This window comes from Pantoea sp. WMus005 (assembly GCF_013415305.1).
Lineage (GTDB): Bacteria > Pseudomonadota > Gammaproteobacteria > Enterobacterales > Enterobacteriaceae > Pantoea > Pantoea rara.
In genome coordinates, this window is sequence record NZ_JACBXU010000001.1 from 1,284,711 (window position 1) to 1,303,136 (window position 18,426).

General features: G+C 53.0%; 17 protein-coding genes and 3 tRNA genes. 10 read left to right on the top strand and 10 right to left on the bottom strand.

Annotation, left to right across the window (positions count from 1 at the left end; genetic code table 11):
- Window positions 1-276: 276 nt before the first annotated feature.
- The gene (locus tag HZZ01_RS05780) at window positions 277-1,086 is read left to right on the top strand and encodes a C40 family peptidase (protein WP_179897067.1); all 810 of its coding nucleotides are present in this window, start codon (window positions 277-279) and stop codon (window positions 1,084-1,086) included.
- A 46-nt stretch (window positions 1,087-1,132) separates the two neighbouring features.
- On the opposite strand, the gene HZZ01_RS05785 is transcribed toward HZZ01_RS05780, so the two are convergent.
- Entirely contained in the window at window positions 1,133-1,222 is a 90-nt protein-coding gene (locus HZZ01_RS05785) for a YnhF family membrane protein (protein WP_095707274.1), read from the bottom strand.
- Window positions 1,223-1,502: 280 nt separating this feature from the next.
- Between HZZ01_RS05785 and purR the strand changes: the two genes are divergently transcribed.
- Window positions 1,503-2,528 carry an HTH-type transcriptional repressor PurR gene (gene purR, locus HZZ01_RS05790; protein ID WP_179895879.1) on the top strand — a complete coding sequence of 342 codons (1,026 nt, stop codon included), beginning with the start codon at window positions 1,503-1,505 and terminating at the stop codon, window positions 2,526-2,528.
- Here the strand turns inward: purR and punR are convergent.
- Window positions 2,525-3,430: a DNA-binding transcriptional activator PunR gene (gene punR, locus HZZ01_RS05795; protein WP_179895880.1), complete on the bottom strand. Its 906-nt coding sequence runs from the start codon at window positions 3,428-3,430 to the stop codon at window positions 2,525-2,527. The genes purR and punR overlap by 4 nt on opposite strands.
- A gap of 107 nt (window positions 3,431-3,537) precedes the next feature.
- Here punR and punC point away from each other — a divergent pair, with 107 nt between their 5' ends.
- Both punC and cfa read left to right on the top strand, forming a co-directional pair.
- Window positions 3,538-4,740: a purine nucleoside transporter PunC gene (punC, locus tag HZZ01_RS05800; protein ID WP_179895881.1), complete on the top strand. Its 1,203-nt coding sequence runs from the start codon at window positions 3,538-3,540 to the stop codon at window positions 4,738-4,740.
- 309 nt (window positions 4,741-5,049) lie between these two features.
- Entirely contained in the window at window positions 5,050-6,198 is a 1,149-nt protein-coding gene (cfa, locus tag HZZ01_RS05805; protein ID WP_179895882.1) for a cyclopropane fatty acyl phospholipid synthase, read from the top strand.
- Window positions 6,199-6,421: 223 nt separating this feature from the next.
- On the opposite strand, the gene HZZ01_RS05810 is transcribed toward cfa, so the two are convergent.
- On the bottom strand, window positions 6,422-7,081 hold the full coding sequence (locus HZZ01_RS05810) for a riboflavin synthase subunit alpha (protein ID WP_179895883.1): 660 nt from the start codon (window positions 7,079-7,081) through the stop codon (window positions 6,422-6,424).
- 202 nt (window positions 7,082-7,283) lie between these two features.
- On the opposite strand from HZZ01_RS05810, the gene HZZ01_RS05815 reads away from it, so the two are divergent.
- The 6 genes from HZZ01_RS05815 (at window position 7,284) to HZZ01_RS05840 (ending at window position 11,360) form a co-directional block, all read left to right on the top strand.
- Window positions 7,284-8,657, top strand: a complete 1,374-nt coding sequence (locus HZZ01_RS05815; RefSeq protein WP_179895884.1) for an MATE family efflux transporter — start codon at window positions 7,284-7,286, stop codon at window positions 8,655-8,657.
- A 152-nt stretch (window positions 8,658-8,809) separates the two neighbouring features.
- A tRNA-Val gene (locus HZZ01_RS05820) sits at window positions 8,810-8,886 on the top strand.
- Window positions 8,887-8,889: 3 nt separating this feature from the next.
- Window positions 8,890-8,966: transfer RNA gene (locus HZZ01_RS05825), tRNA-Val, on the top strand.
- A 20-nt stretch (window positions 8,967-8,986) separates the two neighbouring features.
- Window positions 8,987-9,063 (top strand) — tRNA-Val (locus tag HZZ01_RS05830).
- A 344-nt stretch (window positions 9,064-9,407) separates the two neighbouring features.
- Window positions 9,408-10,820: a pyruvate kinase PykF gene (gene pykF / locus HZZ01_RS05835; protein WP_090961529.1), complete on the top strand. Its 1,413-nt coding sequence runs from the start codon at window positions 9,408-9,410 to the stop codon at window positions 10,818-10,820.
- A gap of 303 nt (window positions 10,821-11,123) precedes the next feature.
- The gene (locus HZZ01_RS05840) at window positions 11,124-11,360 is read left to right on the top strand and encodes a major outer membrane lipoprotein (RefSeq protein ID WP_003853216.1); all 237 of its coding nucleotides are present in this window, start codon (window positions 11,124-11,126) and stop codon (window positions 11,358-11,360) included.
- 80 nt (window positions 11,361-11,440) lie between these two features.
- On the opposite strand, the gene HZZ01_RS05845 is transcribed toward HZZ01_RS05840, so the two are convergent.
- The 7 genes from HZZ01_RS05845 to sufA are packed head-to-tail and all read right to left on the bottom strand — an operon-like array spanning window position 11,441 to window position 18,105.
- Window positions 11,441-12,466 (bottom strand): L,D-transpeptidase family protein, encoded by a 1,026-nt coding sequence (locus HZZ01_RS05845; RefSeq protein ID WP_179895885.1) that lies wholly within the window; start codon window positions 12,464-12,466, stop codon window positions 11,441-11,443.
- Between the two features lie 58 nt (window positions 12,467-12,524).
- Window positions 12,525-12,941, bottom strand: a complete 417-nt coding sequence (gene sufE, locus HZZ01_RS05850) for a cysteine desulfuration protein SufE (protein ID WP_179895886.1) — start codon at window positions 12,939-12,941, stop codon at window positions 12,525-12,527.
- 21 nt (window positions 12,942-12,962) lie between these two features.
- Window positions 12,963-14,186, bottom strand: a complete 1,224-nt coding sequence (gene sufS, locus HZZ01_RS05855; protein ID WP_136197886.1) for a cysteine desulfurase SufS — start codon at window positions 14,184-14,186, stop codon at window positions 12,963-12,965.
- The gene (gene sufD, locus HZZ01_RS05860; protein WP_179895887.1) at window positions 14,186-15,466 is read right to left on the bottom strand and encodes a Fe-S cluster assembly protein SufD; all 1,281 of its coding nucleotides are present in this window, start codon (window positions 15,464-15,466) and stop codon (window positions 14,186-14,188) included. The genes sufS and sufD overlap by 1 nt, the downstream gene beginning before the upstream one ends.
- On the bottom strand, window positions 15,441-16,187 hold the full coding sequence (gene sufC, locus HZZ01_RS05865) for a Fe-S cluster assembly ATPase SufC (protein ID WP_090961543.1): 747 nt from the start codon (window positions 16,185-16,187) through the stop codon (window positions 15,441-15,443). The genes sufD and sufC overlap by 26 nt, the downstream gene beginning before the upstream one ends.
- Before the next feature lie 42 nt (window positions 16,188-16,229).
- Window positions 16,230-17,723 carry a Fe-S cluster assembly protein SufB gene (gene sufB, locus HZZ01_RS05870; RefSeq protein WP_010245634.1) on the bottom strand — a complete coding sequence of 498 codons (1,494 nt, stop codon included), beginning with the start codon at window positions 17,721-17,723 and terminating at the stop codon, window positions 16,230-16,232.
- A 7-nt stretch (window positions 17,724-17,730) separates the two neighbouring features.
- Window positions 17,731-18,105: a Fe-S cluster assembly scaffold SufA gene (gene sufA / locus HZZ01_RS05875; protein WP_179895888.1), complete on the bottom strand. Its 375-nt coding sequence runs from the start codon at window positions 18,103-18,105 to the stop codon at window positions 17,731-17,733.
- Window positions 18,106-18,426 lie beyond the last annotated feature (321 nt).

Genomic DNA, 18,426 nt, shown 5'->3' on the forward strand with positions numbered 1-18,426 from the left:
ATCGCCATCATTGTTAAGTCCTGCTTCGGGACGCTTTAATTCATGATTATTAACAGCTGGTAACAGTTTAATAATTCGTAATAATTTCGTTGATATAAGACGCTGAAAATGTTCATTTTCAGCGCGATTACGTGGGTTGCAAAGATTAATATTAAAAGGCATTACAGTTTTTAAACGAACTGGACTAGAATGGCCTGGGCGCTGATCCTGGATCAGATTAATCTCAACTTTGTCGCGGTGCGTAGTGGCCCTGACAACTTAACTAATCAACGGACTATGCGTTTAATCATTACGCTTTTCATGCTGGCCTTTGCGCAACTGTTTTTCAACGTCGCTGCTGCTTCACCGCACGCGCCGGTGAACGTCAGTACGCATAAAGCAGAAAAAAAGAGTGCGCGCGACGATGAGCGCCGCAAGCGTCGCCAGGTGAAAACGGTGACGAAAAAGACTCGCCTCAGCCCTGTTCAAAAACTCAAAACTAAAAAACAGAAAAAAGTTGAACTCACCGCTAAACAGACGCCTGCTAAGAAGACCTCGCTCAAAACTGCCCGTATCAGCAAAACCAAAGAAAAAAATAAAGAGAAGAAACGCTATGGTCATGAGCGTCTGCTGAAAACGGCTGAGGTCACCGCCAGCGAGCCTGGTACAATTAAGATGAGCAAATCTCACCGTCAGCGCTACCAGAAGGCGCGCGAAACGGCGATGACCAAGCTGATGGGTCAGTTGGGTAAACCGTATCAGTGGGGTGGCACGTCACCGCATACCGGTTTCGATTGCAGTGGTCTGGTCTGGTACGCCTATAAAGATCTGGTCAAGTTTAAGATCCCCCGTACCGCTAACGAGATGTATCACCTGCGTGACGCTGCGCCAATCAAGCGTGAGTCGCTGGAGAAAGGTGATCTGGTCTTCTTCCGTATTAATGGGCGCGGTACTGCGGATCATGTTGGCGTTTACCTGGGCGATGGCAAATTTATCCAGTCGCCACGTACCGGCAAAGATATTCAGATCAGCGCATTAGGTGAAGATTACTGGCAGCGCCACTACATCGGCGCTCGTCGGGTGATGACGCCAAAAACCATACGCTGAGCAGCATTACAGGCAGAAAAAAGCCGGGATATTCCCGGCTTTTTTATTAGTGCAGAATGGCGGTAAAACTAAAGGCCACAATCATCAGCAGACAGCCCACGGTGGTCATTAACGCCAGTTTAAGATCGGTACTCATTGCTTGCTCCTTAGTCACACAATGTGTAGGGATATGGCATTTTCCCACACAGCCCGGTAAAAATCTCGTTTTATCCGTCCAGCCTTGTTAGAATCCCGCCTTTGTTGCGCAACGCGCGCAACTCTGATTCCGTTTGCGCATCTTTTACAGCGTTTATTCATCGCCCCAGGCCAGTTTACGAGCCGGAAAGCTGCATTTTTGCGTAAAAAACCCTGAGCAGACGCAAACGTTTAACACTACGCTTATCATAGAGTTAGATAAGCACTGGAGTCCGATTTTCATGGCAACAATTAAAGATGTGGCGAAACGCGCCGGCGTCTCAACGACCACCGTTTCGCACGTCATCAATAAAACCCGCTTTGTCGCTGAAGAAACGCGTAACGCGGTCTGGCAGGCGATCAAAGAACTGCACTACTCGCCGAGCGCCGTTGCACGCAGCCTGAAAGTGAACCATACCAGGACGCTGGGCCTGCTTGCCACCTCCAGCGAAGCGCCCTATTTCGCTGAAATTATTGAAGCGGTTGAAAATCACTGTTTTGACAAAGGCTATACGTTGATTCTGGGTAATGCGCATAACGATCTGCAAAAACAGCGCGCCTACCTCAGCATGATGGCGCAGAAACGCGTCGATGGTCTGCTGGTGATGTGCTCTGAATATCCGGATGATCTGCTGCAGATGCTGGAAGAGAACCGCAATATTCCGATGGTGGTGATGGACTGGGGCGAGTCGCGCGCCGACTTCACCGACACGGTACTCGATAATGCTTTTCAGGGCGGCTATCTGGCGGGACGCTATCTGATTGAACGTGGACACCGGGATATTGGTGCTATTCCCGGTCAGATGGAGCGTAACACCGGAGGTGGACGTCATGCCGGTTTCCTGAAGGCACTGGAAGAAGCGGGTATTCTGCCGCGCGCCGAGTGGATTGTGCAGGGTGATTTTGAGCCGGAGTCGGGCTATCAGGCGATGCAGCAGATCCTGTCACAGAAACAGCGTCCGACGGCGGTGTTCTGCGGTGGTGACATCATGGCGATGGGCGCGATTTGCGCTGCCGACGAGATGGGTTTGCGTGTGCCTCAGGATATTTCGGTAATCGGCTACGACAATGTGCGCAACGCCCGCTACTTCGCGCCGGCTCTGACCACCGTGCATCAGCCTAAAGCCCAGCTGGGTGAGAAAGCGCTGGATATGCTGCTGGACCGCATCACCAGTAAGCGTGAAGTGTCACAAACGATTGAAGTCCACCCTACGCTGATAGAGCGCCGTTCCGTGGCCGATGGTCCGTTCCGTGACTATCGCCGTTAATCCTCGCTTAACCACTCCTGATTAAGCGTTTGCGCATCACCCAGATAGCTGAGTAGCCAGCCTGTCGCCGGTGATGCGCGATCCTCGGCCCAGCTAACACAGCAGGGGCTGTCCGGAAACGCCACCGGCAAGGTCAGTTCAACCAGATCGCCGCAGTCGAGCAGTGGCCTTGCAAGATGTCCCGGCACCATCGCCACACACAATCCCGCCTGCACGCACTCCAGCCCGGTTTGCCATTCCGGCACCACCAGTCTGCGCTGATTATCTAACGTCCACGTCATACGGCGCGGCAGCGCACGCGAGGTATCTTCCAGCACCAGCGAAGGCCAGCTACGCAGCGTATCGTCATCAATCTGGCTCGCCTGTGTCAGTGGGTGATCGGGTGCAACTACGCAGCGCCAGTTGAGGGTGCCCATATCACGAAACGCAAAACGTCCGCCCACCGGAATCGCCTGGGTGGCCCCAATGGCCACTTCTACCCGTCCATCGGCGAGCGCATCCCAGACGCCGTTAAAGACTTCATAATGAATGATCAGCTCCATATCGGGAAAATGGCGATAGAAATCTTTGACAAGTTGCCGGGTTCGCTGAGGTTTGGCGATACGGTCAACGGCAATGCTGAGGTGCCCGCGCCAGCCGTTGGCCAGCTGCTGACACTGTCGCCGTGTGGCAAGCATTTTTTTGATGACGCTTCGCCCTTCCCGGACAAAATGCTCGCCCGCCGGGGTCAGGACCACTTCGCGATGCTGACGTTCAAACAGCGGTACTGCCAGCCAGTTTTCCAGCTGGCGCACCGTATAGCTGATGGCAGAGGGTACCCGATGGAGCTCCTGCGCGGCGGCGCTGAAGCTCCCTCCACGCGCAACCGCGTCAACCACTTCCAATGCATATTCTGACCACATAATCTGCCTTCAAAAATTTTAACAGCAATCGGCAAATATTACCGTTTCACAGCAGCAAACGCACCTTTTACACTCTGCCGCGTTTATCCTGCAAAAATGAGAATGAGATGTTGTCGAATAAAGGATTTATGCCTTACCTTGCCCTGCTGAGCATGCTCGGCTTTTTAGCCACGGATATGTACCTGCCCGCCTTTGGTGCGATGCAGCAAACCTTTAACACCTCACCCGGCCTGATCAGCGCCAGTATGAGTCTCTTTCTGGGAGGTTTCGCCGTCGGTCAGCTTTTCTGGGGACCGCTCTCCGATCGCATTGGCCGTAAACCTGTGCTGCTGGCCGGACTGGCTATGTTTGGCGTCGGCTGTGCGGGCATGCTGTGGGTAAATGATATTTATCTGATGCTGGCGCTGCGCTTTGTGCAGGCGATTGGCGTCTGTTCTGCGGCTGTGAGCTGGCAGGCGCTGGTGGTGGATCGCTACCCTGCCGCGCGCGCCAACAAAGTCTTCGCCACCATTATGCCGCTGGTTGCGCTCTCTCCGGCGCTGGCCCCGTTGCTGGGCGCCTGGCTGATCGGCCATTTCCACTGGCGTTCGATTTTCCTGGTGCTGACCCTGATTGCGGTAGCGCTGATTCTGACCACGCTGCGTCTGCCTACCGTTCGCAAAGCCGCAGGTGAAAAAAGGGCGCAACCCGGCTTTTTCACACTGCTGAAATCCCGGATCTACAGCGGCAACGTGCTGATCTACTCCGCCTGTTCCGCTAGCTTCTTTGCCTGGCTGACTGGCTCGCCATTTATTCTGGCGGAGCTGGGTCTTTCGCCCGCCGATATCGGCCTGAGCTATGTGCCACAGACACTCGCCTTCCTGATTGGCGGCTTCGGCTGTCGCGCCCTGCTCAACCGCTTTAACGGCGCACAGTTGCTGCCCTGGCTGCTGAGCATCTACAGCCTGAGCATTCTGGCGCTGTTTGCTGTTGCACTTGCAGGCAACAGCACGCTGGTGAGCCTGATGGTTCCGTTCTGCGGCATGGCGCTGGCTAACGGTGCGATCTATCCGATTGTGGTTTCCAGTGCGCTGATGCCCTTTCCGGATGCCACCGGCAAAGCGGCTGCGCTGCAAAATACTCTTCAGTTAGGACTTTGTTTCGCCGCCAGCCTGGCGGTATCGGCCGGATTAACTCAGGCGCTGTTTACCACCACACTCATCATGACGGCGACTATTGTGCTCGCGCTGATCGGTTACGCCATGCAGCGTGCCGCAAGCGCACAAACTGTTGTTGCCTCTGCGCAACCTGCCTGCCAGGATAATCATTAACACAGTGACTTTTTTAGTTAGCATCCTAACAATAAGTTATTGAATATTGACCCGCGTGAGAATATACTCATCCGGGTCAACAAATCTGTAATAAATCAACAATATAATAACGTAATAATCTGATTGGCACCCTGTTGCCGGGACGGTATTCGCGCGCGTTATTCTCACCCTACCGACCTGCTGCAGGCTATTCCAGTCCTCTGTATCACACAATAACCGGTGTGCGGAGTCATCCGTAACGTTTCTCAATGCCTGACGAAATTGGCTACTCTTTGTTCAGGTTCAGATTGGACAGGTGGTGGAAAAGCTATGAGTTCATCGTATGCAGACGCAGTGAGCCCAGAAGAGAACCATTGGTATCGCATCGTTCACGAACTGCTGGAAAAAGCGGATATCGAAATCAATGGTTCACGTCCCTGGGATATTCATGTTACTCATCCCGGTTTTTTTAAACGTGTTCTGCAGGAGGGGTCGCTTGGGCTCGGTGAGAGCTACATGGATGGATGGTGGGAGTGCGACCGGCTGGATATTTTCTTCCACCAGGTGCTCAAACATAAACTCGATCAGCAGCTTCCTCATCATTTCAAAGATACACTACGCATTGCCGCTGCACGCTTAACCAATCTGCAGTCAAAAAAACGGGCGTGGATTGTTGGTAAAGAGCATTACGATCTCGGTAACGATCTCTTTTCACTGATGCTCGACCCGTATATGCAATATTCCTGTGGCTACTGGAAAGATGCCACGACACTGGCAACGGCGCAGGAAGCCAAGCTGGATATGATCTGCCGTAAATTAGCGCTGGAACCCGGGATGTCGCTGCTGGATATTGGCTGTGGCTGGGGCGGGCTCGCGGAATTTGCCGCACGTCATTACGGCGTCAAAGTGCATGGCGTGACAATTTCCGCTGAACAACAGAAACTGGCGCAGCAGCGCTGTAGCGGATTAGACGTCACGATTTTGTTGCAGGATTATCGCGACCTGAATGAGCAGTTTGATCGCATCGTTTCGGTGGGGATGTTTGAACATGTCGGGCCGAAAAATTACGCCACCTATTTTGATGTGGTCGATCGTAATTTAAAGCCTGACGGTATTTTCCTGCTTCACACCATTGGCGCGATTAAAACCGATATGAGCGTCGATCCGTGGATTGATAAATATATCTTCCCAAACGGCTGCCTGCCTTCAGTTCGTCATGTGGCGGATGCCAGCGAACCCCACTTTATTCTGGAAGACTGGCATAACTTTGGTGCCGATTACGATAAAACACTGATGGCCTGGCATGAACGCTTTTTACAGGCCTGGCCAGAGCTGGCCGATAAATATGGCGAACGCTTTAAGCGGATGTTCTCCTATTATCTGAATGCCTGTGCCGGTGCCTTCCGGGCGCGTGATATTCAGCTGTGGCAGATTGTGTTTAGTCGCGGCGTTGAGGGGGGACTACGGGTGGCGCGGTAGGGTGATGTTAAGAAGAGGCTGCCGCGCTAAAAGCTTTAAAATAAGGGCCTGTTAAGTTCTGAGCGTGGAACGGCACAGGAACACAGTAAGATTTGAAAAGACACAAAACCCGTTATCCGTGGCGGGGGACGCTTGCCTCTTCTGACTGTGTTTCCTGTGCTTCAGGCTACTATATCGCTGCCAGATTCACCCGGATTGGCTCTCCAGCAATCTTTGCCGCTTATTAGCTCTCGGCGTCAGGCTGGCCGGTCAGCATGCTCATCGCCGCCGCGGCATCGCGCTGTGCTAATACCCGCTCAACGGTCTCTACGATCGCCTGCGTGTGCGGGTCGACCTCAATATTGACCCGATCGCCAAACGTCTTCGCGCCCAGAGTCGTGCGCTCCAGCGTTTCGGGGATCAGATAGACGCAGAATTTGGTCTTAGTCACATCACCTACCGTCAGGCTGATACCGTCGATGCCGACATAACCTTTATGCAGAATATATTTCATCTGCATCGGATCCTGGATTTTAAACCAGACTTCGCGATTATGTTCTGACTGGATAATCTTGCAGATTTCAGCGGTGGTCATAATATGACCTGACATCAGATGGCCGCCTATTTCATCGCTGAATTTGGCTGCACGCTCAATATTGACGACATCGCCCTGATGTAAATCGCCAAGATTGGTCACCCGCAATGTCTCTTTAATTAAATCAAAACTAACGCGGTCGCCGTCAATTGCCGTCACGGTTAAGCAGCAACCGTTATGAGCGACAGATGCGCCGAGCGCCAGACCCGGTAACAGTTCTTCCGGCAGTCTGACAGTGTGGGTACGAAACAGTTCTTTCTCTTCAATGGACACGATTTCTGCGGTGCCCTGCACAATACCGGTAAACATAGTCTTTGCCTCTGCGAAGTTTGCGTTAGTTTATCACAGCTCAGGTCAGCTGTTAGAATTCAGCCCGCACCGCTTCTTTAATCTGTGGCAAACCGCATTGTGTGACAAAGATTGGCGAATAGTGTTACGCCAGTTACACTAGCTCGCGCAATTTCCTGGGCTTTTCTGCCCTTTTAATTCATTCAACAAGTCAGGTGTTAACGTGCAGAAGTATTTAACAGAAGCGCGTCAATTGCTGGCCCTTGCGATTCCGGTCATCCTTGCTCAGGTGGCTCAAACCGCAATGGGATTTGTGGATACCATTATGGCCGGCGCTGTCAGCGCCACGGATATGGCCGCCGTTGCTGTCGGCACCTCTGTCTGGCTTCCGGCCATCCTTTTTGGTCATGGTCTTCTGCTTGCATTGACGCCCACCGTTGCGCAACTCAACGGTTCAGGTCGCCGCGAACGCATCGGCGAACAGATCCGCCAGGGATACTGGCTCGCCTTCTTCGTCTCCCTGCTGATTATGGTGCTGCTGTGGCATGCCGGTTATCTCATCCGGGCGATGCATGACATTGATCCGGCGCTGGCGCTCAAAGCAGAAGGCTATCTGCATGCCCTGCTATTCGGCGCGCCTGGCTATCTCTTCTTCCAGGTGCTGCGCAATCAGTGCGAGGGGCTGTCGAAGACGAAACCCGCCATGGTGCTGGGCTTTCTGGGGCTGATGTTCAACATCCCGCTTAACTATATCTTCATTTATGGTCACTTCGGCATGCCTGCCCTGGGGGGTGTCGGCTGTGGCGTAGCGACCGCCTCTGTTTACTGGGTGATGTTTATCTGTATGCGCTTCTGGGTACGCCGGATGGGTAGCATGCGCGATATCCGGATGGAGAGCCGCTGGTCACCTCCTTCGCGTCCGATTCTGAGCCGCCTGATGACGCTGGGATTGCCGGTGGCGCTGGCGCTCTTCTTTGAGGTCACGCTGTTCGCCGTTGTGGCTCTGCTGGTCTCACCACTGGGCATCGTTAATGTGGCCGGTCACCAGATTGCGCTGAATTTCAGTTCACTGATGTTCGTGTTGCCGCTGTCGCTGGGTGTCGCGACCACTATCCGCGTCGGGTATCGCCTGGGTCAGGGCTCCACCGAGCAAGCCCGCGTCGCGGCCTGGACCGCCCAGGGTGTTGGGATCAGCATGGCGGCACTGACCGCGATTTTTACCGTGACGTTTCGTCATCAGATTGCCCTGCTCTACAACGACAATCCCGACGTGGTAACGCTGGCGGCACAGCTGATGATGCTGGCGGCGATTTATCAGTTCTCAGACTCGATTCAGGTGATTGGCAGCGGGATCCTGCGCGGCTATAAAGATACGCGGTCAATATTCTTTATTACCTTTATCGCTTACTGGCTACTGGGGCTGCCGGCTGGCTATCTGCTGGCGCTGACCGACTGGATTGTGCCCCGGATGGGACCGGCGGGCTTCTGGTGCGGCTTTATCATCGGCCTGACCTCAGCGGCCATCATGATGCTCTGGCGCATCAGACGGTTACAGCAATTCCCTGCTGAAATCATTCTTAAGCGCGCGGCGCGATAGCTAAATAGGCGGGTCATGCGTGGCCCGCAATGATGAAAAAAACGACGGTTAGCACAGTTGCTGCGCAGTCACGGCGAAAAAACTATTTTCCCCTTGCCAGCCTTACACGCTGCCGTTAATATTCGTCCCCGCTGTCGCCCTGACAGCATGTTGCGCTCTTAGCTCAGTTGGTTAGAGCACCACCTTGACATGGTGGGGGTCGATGGTTCGAGTCCATTAGAGCGCACCAAGTGCGTCCGTAGCTCAGTTGGTTAGAGCACCACCTTGACATGGTGGGGGTCGGTGGTTCGAGTCCACTCGGACGCACCACTATTCAAAAGATTCAAAATGCGCTCTTAGCTCAGTTGGTTAGAGCACCACCTTGACATGGTGGGGGTCGATGGTTCGAGTCCATTAGAGCGCACCACTTTCAGAATTTCCGCAGTTTGCGCAACACCCCTTTTATTGATCTGCATCGCTTACCTCCTCTGCTTTTTGATTGGTTTTCGCATACTTAGCGTCTATACTGTCCCGCGTTGCTTACTTGAAAGGTTTCAGCGATCACGTGCATACTGCGATAACTCAAATGATTTGCGCAACAACAGCGTGGTGGTTACCAACCGTAACCGCACAACTTCCCTGCACGCCTGGCCTTCGTCACCTATTCTTACTCAGTACTGCCCATTTCAGTCTCAATCAGAAATTTCACTTCGATGCGCTGCCATCGAATTCCGCCCTTATTCATCCATCACAACTTACAGAAAATCCGTCATGAAAAAGACTAAAATCGTTTGTACAATTGGCCCGAAAACCGAATCCGAAGAGATGCTGACTCAGCTCCTTGAAGCTGGCATGAATGTTATGCGTCTTAACTTTTCTCACGGCGACTATGCTGAGCATGGCCAGCGCATCACCAATATGCGTGCCGTAATGCAAAAAACCGGCCGTCAGGCCGCCATCCTGCTGGATACCAAAGGCCCTGAAATCCGCACCATGAAACTGGAAGGCGGCAACGACGCTGCTCTGAAAGCGGGTCAGACCTTCACCTTTACGACCGACCAGAGTGTGATTGGCAACAGCGAGCGCGTTGCGGTCACCTACCCGGGCTTCACAGCTGACCTGAAAATTGGCAACACTGTGCTGGTTGATGATGGCCTGATCGGCATGGAAGTAACCGAAGTCACTGAAAACACAGTGGTATGTAAAGTCCTGAACAACGGCGACCTGGGTGAGAACAAAGGCGTTAACCTGCCGGGCGTTTCCATTCAGCTGCCAGCACTGGCTGAAAAAGATAAGCGCGACCTGATCTTTGGTTGTGAGCAGGGTGTGGACTTTGTCGCCGCCTCTTTCATCCGTAAACGTTCTGACGTGCTGGAAATTCGTGAGCACCTGAAACAGAACGGCGGTGAGCACATCCAGATCATCTCCAAAATCGAAAACCAGGAAGGCCTGAACAACTTCGACGAAATCCTCGAAGCCTCAGACGGCATCATGGTTGCGCGTGGCGACCTGGGTGTTGAGATCCCGGTTGAAGAAGTGATCTTCGCGCAGAAGATGATGATCAAAAAATGTAATAAAGCACGCAAAGTGGTTATCACTGCCACCCAGATGCTGGATTCCATGATCAAGAACCCGCGCCCTACCCGCGCAGAAGCCGGTGACGTCGCCAACGCCATCCTCGACGGAACCGATGCCGTTATGCTGTCTGGTGAGAGCGCCAAAGGCCGTTATCCGCTGGAGTCGGTCACCATCATGGCGACCATCTGTGAGCGTACCGACCGCGTAATGAAGTCCCGCATCGACAGCCAGAGTGATAACCGCAAAATGCGTATCACCGAAGCGGTCTGCCGTGGTGCTGTTGAAACAGCTGAGAAGCTGGAAGCACCATTGATTGTGGTAGCTACAGAAGGCGGTAAGTCGGCTAAAGCCGTACGTAAATACTTCCCGAACGCGACTATCCTGGCGCTGACCACCAATCCGACCACTGCCCGTCAGCTGATCCTGAGCAAAGGCATTGAGACGCGTCTGGTAACTGAGATCGCTTCAACCGATGATTTTTATCGTCTGGGTAAAGAAGCAGCGCTGGAAAGTGGCTATGGTCAGAAAGGCGATGTCGTGGTGCTGGTGTCAGGTGCATTAGTACCAAGCGGAACTACCAATACCGCATCCGTACACGTCCTGTAAAACTTTCTTTATCTGTTATTTTAAAGCGCCTGAGTCAGGCGCTTTTTTTATTTGTACTTAACGCAAGTGCCAGATAAATCCAATCGAAAATAACAATCCGATTACACTTTATATGAAGGTTAATCCGATTAAATCCCTCTGTTTTAGCTAAATTTTTCTATCATGTTCTGTGATTCGCTGCTTCTTTGAGCGAACGATCAAATTTAAGCATGTTCTCATCAAAAATTTATTCTCAACTTAAAAAGCTTTGTGTAATACTTGTAACGCTACATGGAGATTAACTCAATCTAGAGGGTATAAATAATGAATCGTACTAAACTGGTACTGGGCGCGGTAGTTCTGGCTTCAACTATGCTGGCTGGTTGCTCAAGCAACGCTAAAATCGACCAGCTGTCTTCAGACGTTCAGACTCTGAACGCTAAAGTTGACCAGCTGAGCAACGACGTGAACGCAGTGCGTTCAGACGTTCAGGCTGCTAAAGATGACGCAGCTCGCGCTAACCAGCGTCTGGACAACCAGGCTCACTCTTACCGTAAGTAAGAGTTCTGGTTTAAAAATGGCGCCTTTATGGCGCCATTTTTTTTGCCTGAATTCAGTGCCCTTCTCAGGCACGCATTGTTTCAGGGTTGAACCGCTTTACCTTCATTTTGTATAACAGGGCTTTCTGCACCCACAGACGCACTCTCCAGCCCCGCAGGCGGCACGGTTTCACTCTGTACTGGCTCTCCATTACTGACCAGCACAGGCATGCCTGAGCGACGCGTCAAGCTGGCTTTAATCAGCGCACTATCACTCTTCTCATTTTTCATGAACTTCTTCAGGTCACTGGTGATCGCAATTGGCATGGTCTGCGGATCATCTTTGTCGTTACGCGACAGTGGCTGATGCACTTCCACGTAACGTTTCCCATCCGGCTCCACGGCATACTTCACCGGCTGATTAATGATCTGAACACGCGTGCCCTTAGGTGCAGCATTAAACAGCGCTTCGATATCCTCTGAACGCAGGCGGATGCAACCTGAACTGACACGCATGCCAATGCCAAACTTCGCATTGGTGCCGTGGATCAGGTACTGGCCAGTGCCGCGTGCCAGACGCATGGCAAACTGCCCCATCGGGTTGTCCGGTCCGGCTGGGACCACGCCAGGTAGCGTAATGCCCTCTTTAGCGTAACGTTTGCGGATATTCGGGGTGGGCGTCCAGGTGGGATTCGGGATTTTCTGGCTGATCTGCGTCACCATGACTGGCGTTGCCGCACCCAGCTGGCCAATGCCGATGGGATAGACGATGACTTTATCTTCCCCTTTGGGATAGTAGTAGAGGCGAAGCTCGGCGAGATTCACCACAATCCCTTCGCGCGGCGTATCGGGCAGGATCATCTGAAGGGGTACCGTCAGCTGAGTACCTGCTTTGGGCAGCCAGGGATCGGTACCGGGATTCGCTTCCAGTATGCCCAGCAGGCCGACCTGATAGCGTGACGCAATTGATTCGAGTGGTTGTTTATCATCAGGAACCTGAGTCAGGACGTTTTCGCCAATCAGGCGACTGTCAGGCGGTGGCAGCGGATATTCGGTGGCGAACGCGGGTGCAGAGAGCCCAAAGCAGGTCAGCAGCAATGCACCGGCTAAACGTAAAGCAGGTTTCATGCAATTTTTTCTCGTCAGATAAAAAAACAGACGCCGGATGGCGTCTGTCGAGTGTACCTTAGCTGAGGTTCTGAGCGGTATGGCGAATAGACCGAATCATCGCCTCAAGCCCCTGCGACCGTGTGGGCGTGAGGTGCTGCATCAGGGCCAGTTCGCCAAACCAGTGGCGCACATCCAGCGCCAGGATTTCGGCGGGTTGCAGATTCTGATAAAGACTAAATACGATAGCAATCAGCCCTTTAACGATAGCAGCATCGCTGTCGCCTTCAAACGAAATCGAACCATCTTCCTGCGGAGTCATTCTGATCCACACCTGACTCTGACAACCCGAAATCACGTTTTCTGGCTGGTGTAAGGTTTCAGAAGATTCCGGAAGCTTTGAACCCAGCTCGATGATGTAGAGATACTTCTCTTCCCAGTTGGCGCAACGATTGAAGTTGCGGACCAGTTTCTCTTTTTCAGGCAAAGTCGCCATCACTTACTCCGTTAAAACTGTTCAGCCGCCCAGCAGACGATGAATGCGCGTCAGACCAGCAGCCAGACGATCCACTTCCTCTTCACTGTTATAGAAAGTGAAGGAGGCGCGGCACATCGCCGGGACGTTGTAGTGCTGCATCAGCGGCATCGCGCAATGATGTCCTGTGCGGATGGCAATACCATATTGATCCAGGAAGCTGCCAACGTCATAAGCATGGTGCTTGCCCAGGTTGAAGGCGATCACACCAGCACGTGACTGCGGGCCATAAATCTGAATGTCCGGAACGGTGCCCAGCTTATCGAGCGCATAATTCATCAAAGCCGTTTCGCGCTGATGAATCGTATCCAGTCCCAGCGCCTGCACATAGGCCAGTGCCGCACCAAAACCGATAATGCCGCCGGTGTTCGGCGTACCCGCTTCAAAACGCCACGGCGCGCTGTTCCAGGTGGTACCGGTGGGCAGCATGACGCGGTCAATCATCGAACCGCCGCCTTCCCACGGTGGCATCTCATCCAGCAGCGCTTTGCGGCCGTAAAGAATACCTACGCCGTTTGGACCATAGAGTTTATGACTGGAGAAGACGTAGAAGTCGCAGCCGATATCCTGCACGTCGACTTTGTCATGCATAACCGCCTGCGCGCCATCCACCAGTGTTACCACGCCAGCGGCTTTGGCCTGTGCCACAATCGCCTTAACCGGGTTAACGGTGCCGAGTACGTTTGAAACGTGCGTGACGGCCAGCAACCGCGTACGGCTGTCGATCAGCCCCGCCAGTTGCTCCAGCGCCAGTTCACCGCTGTCATTCAATGGCAGGACGCGCACTTCTGCGCCGGTGCGCTGGGCCAGCATCTGCCAGGGAACGATATTGGCGTGATGCTCCATCTCAGTGATGATCAGGTTGTCGCCAGCCTGGAGGTTACTGCTGCCCCAGGTGTTCGCCACCAGATTGATGCCCTCGGTAGTGCCTTTGACGAAGACAATCTCTTCCTGTGACTGCGCATTGATAAAACGGGCAGCCTGATCGCGCACATTCTCCATGTCGCTGGTCGCCTGCTGGCTCAGCGTATGGATACCACGGTGCACGGCCGCATAGCCGTGCTGATAGAAATGACTCTCGGCATTAATTACCGAGAGTGGACGCTGTGCACTGGCCGCACTGTCAAGATAGGCCAGCGGATGACCGTTGACCTCACGCTTCAGGATAGGAAAATCAGCCCTGATGCGTTCGAGATCGAAGTTCATCATATGTCGCCTCCGGGAAAACGTTCAGCAATGCGCTGCAGCACAGCCTGACGCATCACGCTGTTTTCCAGTGTTTCGGTCAGCTCTGCGGCAAACGCATGAATAATCATGGTCTGCGCCGCATCCTCTTCAATACCGCGCGAACGCAGATAGAACATCTGCTCATCATCGATACGACCGATGGTGGCACCGTGGCTGCACTTCACGTCATCTGCGTAAATTTCCAGCTGCGGTTTAGTGTCCACTTCAGAGAGTTTGCCCAGCAACAGGTTGTTGTTGGTCATCTGTCCGTCAGTCTTCAGCGCATGCTGTGCCACTTTAATATGGCCGTTAAACACCGCCCGGCCTTTGTCACGCACGATGGTTTTATGCATCTGGCGACTCATACAGTGACCTTTGTTGTGCTCCAGGTAAGTGCGGGTATCGGCCACTTCCTGTTTCACTGGCAACACCAGGCTGTTAATCGACAGCGTGGTATTTTCGCCGTTCAGCTGAGTACTGGTGTTATGACGCGACAATCCGGCACCCAGCAGGAAACTGGTGCTGCTGACCTGGCCATCATTGCCAATCACCAGATCGTTATGAGCGAAGTGATAGCTGGCACTGCTTTCAAAGGACAGCTTAGTGTGGGTCAGCTTTGCGTTGTCGCCGACGGCAAAGGTAAAGCGCGTGCCGGTGAAATGGGCGCGCTCATCCAGTGAAACGTAGTGCTCAATAACTTCCGCTTCAGCACTCTCTTCCAGCTGCAGATGATGACGATAGTGAACCGTATTCATGCCCGTCTGCTGGCCGCTGGTGATATGCAGCAGGTAGATCGGACGCGCAGCGGATTTACCACGAGGCAGACGCAGGGTCGTAACCTCTTCCGCCAGACTTTCTGTCAGGTGCAGGAAGACTTCCGGCTGGACCGCTGCGGGCAGCGGACGGCGCTCGGCGGCTACGCTGTGCTGAACCTCAAACAGCTCAACGTCGCGGCTGCTAAAGGCAGGCTGGAACTGACCGTCGACATAAACCAGACGGATCGCATCCAGCGGCAGCGCCAGAGCATCAACCTGTTCAGCGCTCAGAGTCTGTGGCGCATCGGGCAGCACAAACTGCTGGGAAAGCAGCGTATCCAGCGGCGTGTACTTCCAGTTTTCATGCTTGCGGGTTGGCAGGCCAACACGCATCAATTGCTGCCAGTGCTGCTGTGCCTGCAGAGAACGCACGTCGCCACGCGACTCAAACAGGTGATGCCACTGTTGCAGCGCAGAATCACTCTTCGTCGGTAAGCCAGCCATAACCTTGCTCCTCCAGCTGTTTCACCAGCGAGAAGTCGCCAGATTTCACGATTTTGCCCTGATACAGAACATGAACGAAGTCTGGCTTGATGTAATCCAGAATACGCTGGTAGTGAGTCACGATGATAAAGGCACGCTTCTCGTCACGCAGGCTGTTTACGCCATTGGCAACGATTTTCAGCGCATCGATATCCAGACCGGAGTCGGTCTCATCCAGGATGCAGAGCTCCGGTTCCAGCGCCGCCATCTGCAAAATGTCGTTACGCTTCTTCTCACCACCGGAGAAGCCAACGTTGACTGATCGGGTCAGCAGATCTTCCGGCATCTTCAGCAGCTGAATTTTCTCTTCAATAAAGTCCTGGAAATCGAAGCGATCCAGCTCTTCCTGCTGACGATATTTGCGCACCGCGTTAACCGAGGTTTGCAGGAAAAACTGGTTACTGACGCCAGGAATCTCTACCGGATACTGGAACGCCATAAAGATGCCTTCACCGGCACGCTCTTCAGGTGCCAGTTCCAGCAGATCTTTACCTTTAAAGCTGACCGAACCACCCGTAACCTGGTAATCTTCACGGCCTGCAAGCGTCGCTGACAGCGTACTTTTACCTGAGCCGTTCGGGCCCATGATGGCATGCACTTCGCCCGGTTTAATTTCGAGATTCAGGCCACGCAGAATGGCTTTATCTTCAACACTGACCTGCAAATCTTTAATGCTTAACATTCTTATTCCTTCACATTGCTTCCGGCAAGGCGTGTGACGGCATCAGCCCACACTGTGCTCAAGGCTGATGGCTAACAATTTCTGGGCTTCCACGGCAAATTCCAGTGGCAGCTCCGAGAATACGTCTTTACAGAAGCCGTTCACGATCATGGAGATCGCATCTTCTTCACTGATACCGCGTTGCAGACAGTAGAACATCTGATCTTCGCCGATACGTGAGGTCGTGGCTTCATGCTCCAGCTGAGCGGTGTTGTTGCGGGTCTCAACATACGGGAAAGTATGTGCGCCGCAATCCGGACCGATCAGCATCGAGTCACACTGGGTAAAGTTACGGGCATTGGTGGCGGTTGGCATGATCTTCACCAGCCCGCGATAGGTGTTCTGACTTTTACCGGCCGAGATCCCCTTGGAGATAATGGTCGATTTGGTATTTTTACCAATGTGGATCATCTTGGTGCCGGTATCGGCCTGCTGACGCCCACTGGTCAGTGCTACTGAATAGAATTCGCCTACCGAATAGTCCCCGCGCAGAATGCAACTCGGGTATTTCCAGGTGATAGCCGAACCGGTTTCCGACTGCGTCCAGGACATCTTGCTGTGGTCACCTTCACACAGCGCGCGCTTGGTCACGAAATTCAGGATACCGCCCTCACCTTCGCCACCTGGGAACCAGTTCTGAACAGTCGAATATTTTACTTCGGCATTTTTGTGGATGATCACTTCCACGACGGCCGCGTGCAGCTGATAAGTATCACGCACTGGCGCAGAACAACCTTCGATATAGCTGACATAACTGTCTTCATCGGCGATCAGGATGGTGCGTTCGAACTGACCCGTTTTTGCCGCATTGATGCGGAAATAGGTCGACAGCTCCATCGGGCAACGCACCCCTTTCGGGATGTAAACGAAGGTGCCGTCAGAGGCAACCGCCGAGTTCAGCGCGGCAAAGAAGTTATCGTTAGCCGGAACCACCGTCCCGAGATACTGCTTCACCAGTTCAGGATGCTCCTGAATCGCTTCGCCGAATGAACAGAAGATAATCCCCTGCTCCGCCAGCTTGCCGCGATAAGTGGTTGCTACCGAAACGGAGTCAAAAATGGCGTCAACCGCCACTTCGCGACCTTCACGTACCGGCACACCCAGCTGATTAAACGCGTTTTCCACTTCCTGCGTCAGATAGTCGCTGGCTGGCGCGCTGCCTGAAGCCTGCAAGGCGCCCGGTTCGGAAGCACAGCTGTCATCACAGTTGCCGCAGGACGGCGCAGAGTAGTAGCTGTAATCCTGGTAGTCGAGTTTTTCGTAGTGGGCTTTCAGCCAGTGTGGCTCTTCCATTTCAAGCCAGGCACGAAAAGCTTTAAGACGAAACTCCAGCATCCACTCTGGCTCGTTACGCTTGGCCGAGATTGCCCGCACCACATCTTCATTAATGCCGTTGGCAAATTCTTCGGTCTGCAGTTGGGTAAAGAAGCCCTCTTTGTAGTTGAGCTTGCCTTCCCAGATTTGTACATCGTCAGATGTTTCGCTGTGTCGTGACATATTTCACTTACTCGACGCCAAAGCTCTCACCGCACCCGCAGGCGTGCTGAGCTTTAGGGTTATTGAATTTAAAAATCTGATTCAGGCCTTCGCGAACATAATCCAGCTCGGTGCCATCAACGAATGGCATCGCCTGAAGCGGCACAAACAACGTTGCACCGTGGAATGAGAACTGCAGATCGTCTTCGACGGGCTCTTTAACCATGTCCATGACGTAGCCAAACCCGGCGCAGCCAGATTGTTTCACGCCAAGGCGCAGACCCTTGACATCAGGGTCCTGAGCCGCCAGATTGAGTATTTGTTGCGCTGCGGTTTCAGTCAGCGTCAGCCCTTTCCAGACAAAATCGTCGGGTGAGAAAGAGTCTGTATTAACAGATGCCATGTTGATACCTCTTGAGTCCGGACCTTTTCAGGTTATCCCCCTATGGTAGTGATCTGACCAATCACTTCAACCTCTTGTTTTGCAGGGATAATCATCTAGTGCTATTTTACCTGCTTATTTATTAAGCATAGCTGCTTCAGCTCACCCTGCGGTGGGAAAATCAGCATCAATAAGCCAGTGATAACCTATTAATAAATCACTCTTTTTAAAATAGCCATTTTTGATAAAAGTGCTTATTGATAGGTTACGCCTTTCTTCGATGTAAACAGATTGTTATTTCCGATTATACCGACAGGCAGGATAAATCGATAAATTTTTCTG